The 7,799-nt window shown below is 34.7% G+C and carries 7 protein-coding genes; 6 read left to right on the top strand and 1 reads right to left on the bottom strand.

The genetic code is table 11. The features are described from left to right. The 3 genes from spoII to AC1DIT_RS26065 all read left to right on the top strand — a co-directional run. Window positions 1–1,548: beta-amylase (spoII, locus tag AC1DIT_RS26075; RefSeq protein WP_476998517.1), on the top strand; the 1,548-nt coding region annotated here is incomplete at its 5' end. Window positions 1,549–1,687: 139 nt separating this feature from the next. Next, entirely contained in the window at window positions 1,688–2,971 is a 1,284-nt protein-coding gene (locus tag AC1DIT_RS26070) for a phytoene desaturase family protein (protein ID WP_016114859.1), read from the top strand. 17 nt (window positions 2,972–2,988) lie between these two features. Then, entirely contained in the window at window positions 2,989–3,858 is an 870-nt protein-coding gene (locus AC1DIT_RS26065; RefSeq protein WP_476998518.1) for a sigma-70 family RNA polymerase sigma factor, read from the top strand. A gap of 54 nt (window positions 3,859–3,912) precedes the next feature. Here the strand turns inward: AC1DIT_RS26065 and AC1DIT_RS26060 are convergent, their stop codons facing one another. Beyond that, window positions 3,913–4,071 (bottom strand): hypothetical protein, encoded by a 159-nt coding sequence (locus AC1DIT_RS26060; protein WP_016114861.1) that lies wholly within the window; start codon window positions 4,069–4,071, stop codon window positions 3,913–3,915. 305 nt (window positions 4,072–4,376) lie between these two features. On the opposite strand from AC1DIT_RS26060, the gene AC1DIT_RS26055 reads away from it, so the two are divergent. The 3 genes from AC1DIT_RS26055 to AC1DIT_RS26045 all read left to right on the top strand — a co-directional run bounded on the left by AC1DIT_RS26055 (window position 4,377) and on the right by AC1DIT_RS26045 (window position 7,621). Continuing rightward, window positions 4,377–4,967, top strand: a complete 591-nt coding sequence (locus AC1DIT_RS26055) for an O-methyltransferase (protein ID WP_029426826.1) — start codon at window positions 4,377–4,379, stop codon at window positions 4,965–4,967. A 686-nt stretch (window positions 4,968–5,653) separates the two neighbouring features. Beyond that, window positions 5,654–6,763, top strand: a complete 1,110-nt coding sequence (locus AC1DIT_RS26050; protein ID WP_476998516.1) for a toxic anion resistance protein — start codon at window positions 5,654–5,656, stop codon at window positions 6,761–6,763. Between the two features lie 24 nt (window positions 6,764–6,787). After that, a complete protein-coding gene (locus AC1DIT_RS26045; RefSeq protein ID WP_016114864.1) occupies window positions 6,788–7,621 on the top strand; it encodes a DUF3974 domain-containing protein in 834 nt (277 codons plus the stop codon). Window positions 7,622–7,799: the final 178 nt, after the last annotated feature.

The following is a 7,799-nucleotide window of genomic DNA, read 5'->3' as shown; positions in this document are numbered from 1 at the left end:
GTAAATGGAAAAGGAATGAATCCAGATTACAAAGCATATTTAATGGCGCCATTAAAAAAGATACCGGAAGTAACAAATTGGGAGACATTTGAAAATGATTTACGATGGGCAAAACAAAATGGTTTTTATGCTATTACAGTTGATTTTTGGTGGGGGGATATGGAAAAGAACGGAGATCAGCAATTTGATTTTTCATACGCACAGCGCTTTGCTCAATCGGTAAAAAACGCAGGTATGAAAATGATTCCTATTATTTCCACACATCAGTGCGGTGGAAATGTTGGAGATGATTGCAATGTACCAATTCCTCCATGGGTTTGGAATCAAAAATCCGATGATAGCCTTTATTTTAAGTCTGAAACAGGAACTGTCAATAAAGAAACATTAAATCCACTTGCTTCAGATGTAATTCGAAAGGAATATGGTGAACTCTATACAGCATTCGCAGCAGCTATGAAACCATATAAAGATGTAATCGCAAAAATATATTTATCTGGAGGACCAGCTGGTGAACTAAGATATCCTTCATATACAACTTCCGATGGGACAGGATATCCCTCACGTGGAAAGTTTCAAGCGTATACAGAGTTTGCAAAATCTAAATTTCGTTTATGGGTATTAAATAAATATGGTTCTCTAAATGAAGTGAATAAAGCATGGGGCACGAAACTGATTTCAGAGTTAGCAATTTTACCACCAAGCGATGGGGAACAATTTTTAATGAATGGATATCTTTCTATGTATGGAAAAGACTATTTAGAATGGTATCAGGGCATCTTGGAAAATCATACAAAATTAATTGGTGAATTAGCACATAATGCATTTGACACAACTTTCCAAGTACCAATTGGTGCAAAAATTGCAGGCGTACATTGGCAATATAATAACCCAACAATACCTCATGGAGCTGAAAAGCCTGCAGGGTATAATGATTATAGCCATTTACTTGATGCTTTCAAAAGTGCAAAGCTAGATGTAACATTTACTTGTTTAGAAATGACAGATAAAGGTAGTTATCCGGAATATTCAATGCCAAAAACATTGGTACAAAATATTGCAACATTAGCCAATGAAAAGGGAATTGTATTAAACGGTGAAAATGCTTTAAGTATCGGAAATGAAGAAGAGTATAAACGAGTTGCAGAAATGGCTTTCAATTATAATTTTGCTGGATTTACGTTACTTCGTTATCAAGATGTAATGTATAACAATTCATTAATGGGGAAATTTAAAGATTTATTAGGTGTAACCCCTGTTATGCAAACGATTGTAGTAAAAAATGTTCCTACAACAATAGGAGATACTGTTTATATTACTGGGAATCGTGCGGAATTAGGAAGTTGGGACACAAAACAGTATCCAATTCAATTATATTATGATTCTCATAGTAATGATTGGAGAGGAAATGTTGTGTTGCCAGCTGAAAGAAATATAGAATTTAAAGCATTTATTAAAAGTAAAGATGGAACGGTTAAATCATGGCAAACAATACAACAAAGTTGGAATCCAGTGCCATTAAAGACTACCTCTCATACAAGTTTTTGGTAATTATATTATGTAAACAAAAAGATCCTTTAGTATGTGATAAAGGATCTTTTTGTTTTTGAAGGAAAAATAAATCTTAAAAGATGTCACATTCTTCTTTCTTCATCCGTCTTGTGTGTAGAACAATAAGGAGGGAATATATATGGAGAATTTTAATGTGGCAATTATAGGCGGGGGACTTGCTGGATTAACAGCTTCGATTTATTTAGCTAGGGAAGGTAAAAAAGTTGTTGTATTAGAGAAATCAAGTCGCTTTGGTGGAAGAGCAATAACAACGAATAAAAACGGCATCCTTATGAATCTTGGGACGCACGCTTTATATCGCGGGGGAGAAGCACTATCAACTTTTGAGGAACTTGGAATCAACATTCCAGGAGACATACCTTCAACTAGCGCACATGGTATATGGAAAAATGATGTGTATACAATACCGACAGATTTTCGGTCAATCTTATCTACACTATTACTTTCATGGCCTGCTAAAATACAATTCTCTCATTTGATGTTAAAGCTCGGAAAATTAGATTTAAATACACTTCCTAAAATGAGTTTGAGTGTATGGGCAGAAAAAGAAATTAAAGATCCGATGGTAAGAAATATGTTTTATGCACTATGCCGAACATCAACTTACACATATGCTCCTACATTACAGTTAGCATCCTCTGTACTAAAACAAATACAACGATCAATGAAAGAAGGAGTTTTTTATGTAGATGGTGGTTGGGAGACAATTATAACAAAGCTAAGAGACGAAGCTACAAATGCTGGAGTTCATTTTATAGCGAGTAAAAACGTAGTTGAAATTGAGCACTGTGGTCATATTCAAAGAATTCGTTGTTCTGGTGACGAATTTTTTGAAGTTCCTACGGTTGTTGTTACTATACCACCAAAAGAAGCTTGTAAAATTGTAAAGGGAGCAAAAGACACCACGCTGCATATATGGGAAGACCAATCAGTGCCAGTAACAGTTGCTTCATTAGATCTTGGCTTGAGAAGATTGCCTAATTCATTACATCAATTTGCTTTAGGGTTAGATCAACCTGTATTTTTTACGAATCAATCGAGAGCTGCTAAGCTGAGCGCAGATGGAACGGTAGTAGTGGGATTGATAAAATATCATAATCCTACATTACAATCTAGTAACTTTAATGATGATAAAATTTTGTTAGAACATACAATGGATTTACTACACCCGAAGTGGCAACAGGAGTTAGTTGAAAAGCAATATTTACCTAAAATAACAGTTGTCTATGATTTTCCTCATATTGGGCGTACTGAAAATCCAGGGCCTACTGTTCCTGAAATGCCAGGGATATATGTTGCAGGAGATTGGGCTGGACATGATGAATTATTAGCTGATGCTGCGGTTTCTAGCGGTAAACGAGCAGCACTACAAATTTTAGAACAAAGTAAAGTCACAAATTGAAAGAGGGTCATGTGAGTGTGGAAATGGAACAATTGTATCAAGCGTATAAACCATTATTGTTTTCTTTAGCCTATCGTATGCTCGGGAGTGTTATGGACGCTGAAGATATTGTTCATGATACATTTCTTTCATTAAATCAAATAGAAGAGCTAGAGTCTGTTGATAATGTAAAAGCGTATTTATGTAAGATGGTTACGAATCGTACAATCGATAAATTACGTTCAGCAGCTCATAAACGAAATGTTTATATTGGCATGTGGTTACCTGAACCACTTGTTGAAGAAAATGATGATCCCTCAATGACATATATAATGAAGGAGTCTATTTCTACAGCGTATCTTTTGCTTTTACAACAGTTATCTGAAGTTGAACGGGCAGTGTTTATATTACGAGAAGTTTTTGGTTACGATTATGATGAAATTGCATCAATTGTTGATAAAAACAGTGCGAATTGTCGGCAAATCTTTCATCGTGCTAGAAAGAGTATTGTGGATAAACCGAAAGCTTCAAAATTAAGTACAAAGCAGATGGCTGCATATGTGGAACAATTTGTCGCATCTTTGCAGCGAGGARACGTACAGGCAATGCTAGAAATTTTAAAAACAGATGCGATATTCAAATCAGATGGTGGAGGGGAGGTTACAACGGCTCTTAAACCAATTTACACATCTGAAAGGATTGTTCGTTTATTCTTAGGGATTACCAAAAAGTTACCAGAAGAATATTCCATTACATTTAGAATGGTAAATGGTACACCAGGTATTATTGTAAATATAAATAATCGCGCTACGTATGTGCTTTCGTTTGAATTTCAAGAAGAGAAAATAGCATCTATTTATATGATGATGAATCCAGAAAAGCTTATGCATTTAAATGAGAATGCATAGAATGAAAAAGACGCATCTCAACAGAGATGCGTCTTCGATTTAAAATCATGTAAATTACTTCTCTAACATTTCAAGAGGAACATCTTTTTCGCCTAATACCTCGCACTTAATTTCTCCGTCCTCTTCGTAAATACGCTTAATAATCGGTATAGTTATCATTCGCTTTTTGTGCTGCTTACGTTTTCTAGCAGCCTCTAAATTAATCACGTTCATGTTCAAAGCATCCTTTCTTACATACAGTTATAAACAAAAGAAAATGCGTCCGAAAAGGGCGCTTCTTTAATGTGAAATACCGATTAAAAATGATTTTATAATTGCATTTTGATTGTAAAATAATGTGAATGGAATAATTACACGTAGAAATTAACTTTACCAAAAAATGAAACAATACGCTACAAAAAAATTCAATTCTTTGTCTTATAACAGGAAAAATATTTTCGTTTCGCATATAATGAAAAGTAGACAAACATAATTAACTTTCTCATCAATTTTTAATCATTAAATTTGTTAGAAAGGCGATGAATAGCATGAATTCATTAGAATTATTGTTGTTAGAACTTGAAAAGTACGGGGAAGAGCATGATAGCAAAAAAGAAAAGCGAGAAGAAAAGTTAAGAAATGTTTCTCGTGAGATGGGACAATTTTTATCTATTTTAATAAAAGGGTGTAGTGCACAAAAAATTTTAGAAATTGGTACTTCAAATGGATATTCAACATTATGGCTGGCAAATGCGGCTGAAGAAACAAAAGGAAATGTTACAACTGTTGAGCTTTCTTCAGAAAGGGTCGCAGAGGCACTTATGAATTTTGAAAAGGCAAATCTTAGATATCGGATTGATATTCATAATCAAGAAGCAGGAGCGTTTCTAGATGTACAAGTAAATCGTTCATTTGATTTTATTTTTCTAGATTCAGAGCGTACGCAATATATGTGGTGGTGGGAAAATATAAAACGCATATTAGAACCACAAGGATTTCTTGTCATTGATAATGCGACTTCGCATGCAGAAGAGTTAGCAGAATTTATTCAGATGATTGAAGAAGATGATACGTTTGAAACTGTATTACTAGCCTTTCAAAAAGGAGCGTTTGTAGCACGAAAAAAATGAAGGGATATAGCCATAACGAATTGTGTCTCTACACGTGCATCAGCTTTTACACAAGATGGAGCGATACCAGGGCGTGTTTTTATTATGAAATTAGAAAATTGTATGGAATGGATTCGAGATGCGCTTGCAGTTTCAGAAATTGGTGGAATTATAATGCCAGTTCATCCAGAAGTTACAGGAGTTGAATGGAAGCGATTATAAATAGAACGGAGCTTAATTGGATTATCACATCTAAAGAGACTGTATGTCAAACGATTGAGCAGAACAATATTGATTTTCCTTTTAGATATGTGAGTAGACCTGATGATTTATATATTTCTTTGGTTATAATTCAGGTTCAACAGGTACACTGAAAGGCTTTGTTAAAAGTCATTGGACTGTATTATCACAATTACCGAAGAAACTGAATGGGAAGGTAGACAAAATGAAATTGAAAGCGGAATTACTAAACAATAAACCGTGTAACACGTGAAGAATCCGCCTTCAGCACCTGACCTTCTAGGTCTTAAGTCTGAGGAAAATAATGTAGAGAACAGGTATACTTATGATAAGAAACAGGGAATGACTGCATAAGCAGGAGTTTATTGAAAATCGATTTCAAACCAGTACCATACATGTTGAACACGATATCTTAGATGAAATATAGTGCAAATAAATTCGCACATATAAATAAAGGAGCGATTTTGTTGACTGAATTAGAGAAAAAAGAACCTGTATCAGTAGTGAAAGACAATATGCAAGTAGTTGTTGATACAGTTATTAAAGATGAAGAACTTGTTGAATTGAATAAAGAAGCTGATTTATATGTACAGAAGTTAAATAGTGAACAAAATACAGATCTTTCGAAAGTATTATCACAGCTTGGAGATTTAGGGGATAAAGAACAGCAAGCAGCAGGGCAAACATTATCAGCACTAAAACGTCCTGTAACTGCAATGATGAATGGAAAGAATGAAGAAATTCCAAATAYGTTATTAGAATTGCGTAAAGTGGTATCAGAACTCGACCCTAATTCATTGAAAGCATCAGGTATGAAGAAATTTATGTTTAAAGTTTTTAAGAAAAATCCACTTGAAACATATGTGCATAAATATCAATCCATAGATAAACAAATTGAAGAAATAATAAGAGCGCTGCTTATTGGACGTGACAATTTACAAGAGGATACAGTTGGTTTAGAAATGTTAAAAGAGCAATCACATGATAAAATCCATGCCCTTGATAAACAAGTGTATCTAGGGCGTAAGCTTGCCGGGATGCTTGAGGCTGAAAAGCAAAATCCAGATCGTCAAAAGGATATTCCATTAATTAATGATGCATTAGAAAAAATTCTTGTGCGTACACGCAATATGCAGCAAGCAAAGAGCGTATTACTGCAATCTATCGCATCTGTAGACATCATTAAGAAAAATAATGAAAAGTTAACAGAAGCAATTCGTAATGCGATTACAATGACACAAAACGTTATTACGGTTTCCGCAGCAATTCAACTCGCATTAACAAATCAACGGAAAACGATTGATGCAGTTAACGCAACGAATGAAGCAATTGAATCGATGGTATTAAGTAATTCACAGGCTTTAAAGCAAAACACAGAAGAAACGACGAAGCTGCTTGAAAATCCAGCAATCAGCATGGATAAATTGCGCGAATCATTTCAAAATGTATTTGCGGCTATTGAAGCATCTGAGAAATCATCGGAGCGCATTATTGAATCTAGTAAGAAGTTTGTTATTGAACTTGACACATTTAATAATGAAATGAAGCAGAAGCTCATTCAGCGCCCGAAGAAATAAAGAGGCATTAGAGGAGGTGAAAAAATGGGTTTCTTCGAATTTGTTTTAATGATTGGTGGGATTTTGCTTTTATTAGGGTTTACAGTTGTTGTTTTACTTGTTTACTTCGGTCGGAAATTTTACTTGTCATGGGCGAAGCCGTATAAACGAGCGCATGAATCGGTTGAAAAGCTATCAAATAAATCAACGCCGTTTTTACAAGAGTTTACGCAACATCCACTTTTTTATCGCTGGATTCGTACAGAAGGAAAAAAGGAACAAAAAGCATTGAATACCCTTTTCTGCGTTTCAGGTCAGCGTACAAGAGAACAAGTTTTCTCTATGTTACCGAAAGATAAACAAAAGAAAGTGCATGTGATGGCAAAAACAACGAAAAAAGTGACAAATGAAGATATTGATGTAGCAGTGATGAAAGTAAAAGATTTCTTAAGGCAAGAATCACAGCAATCATCCAAGCCAACAGATCTATCGTTTTATAAACTGTATTTTTATGATCGTTATCCTGATGCATTGAATACCATTCAGGCATATAAACGTTCAATTAATCCGTCACTACAAAGAACAGTTGATGACATTACAATTTCCGTATTAAATGCACTTCCGTACTACCAAGAACAACGCATGTTTGAACAACAACATAAACTGGAAACGTTCTTGATGAAAGACTTAATTGATATGTTATCACTTGTAGCACAGTTGCCACCATCACAACGTCCTGAAAAAGAAGAAGAATTACAAGTTTACTTACAAAACTTCCAAAAAGAAATGGAAGTAGTAGAGCGTGATATTCGTGACTCCATTGATCATGATTTGAATGTGAAGATGAGAGCGGCGAAGGAGAAGTTTAAGAATAAGTAAAAGAAAGCCTCTTGAGTTGAAGTGAACCTGAATAGTGGTACATGAAAAAAACACCTCCTGAATTCGCATACTAAGTATGCAAATTCAACGGAGGTGTTTTTCATTTGAAAGAAAGAGTACATTACCCAGAAGAAATAAAGTGGAAAGTGATTGAGATGAAAAAGGATGGTTATTCAAA

This window comes from Bacillus sp. 05T22 (assembly GCF_056396765.1).
Note: the sequence above shows the minus strand (reverse complement) of the source record. Positions and strands in the feature narration are given on the sequence as shown.

Bases quoted from the DNA above. Each gene is read 5' to 3' on its own strand.
- AC1DIT_RS26070 (WP_016114859.1), top strand. From the start codon at position 1,688: ATGGAGAATTTTAATGTGGCAATTATAGGCGGGGGACTTGCTGGATTA.
- AC1DIT_RS26060 (WP_016114861.1), bottom strand. From the start codon at position 4,071: ATGAACGTGATTAATTTAGAGGCTGCTAGAAAACGTAAGCAGCACAAA.
- AC1DIT_RS26055 (WP_029426826.1), top strand. From the start codon at position 4,377: ATGAATAGCATGAATTCATTAGAATTATTGTTGTTAGAACTTGAAAAG.
- AC1DIT_RS26045 (WP_016114864.1), top strand. From the start codon at position 6,788: ATGGGTTTCTTCGAATTTGTTTTAATGATTGGTGGGATTTTGCTTTTA.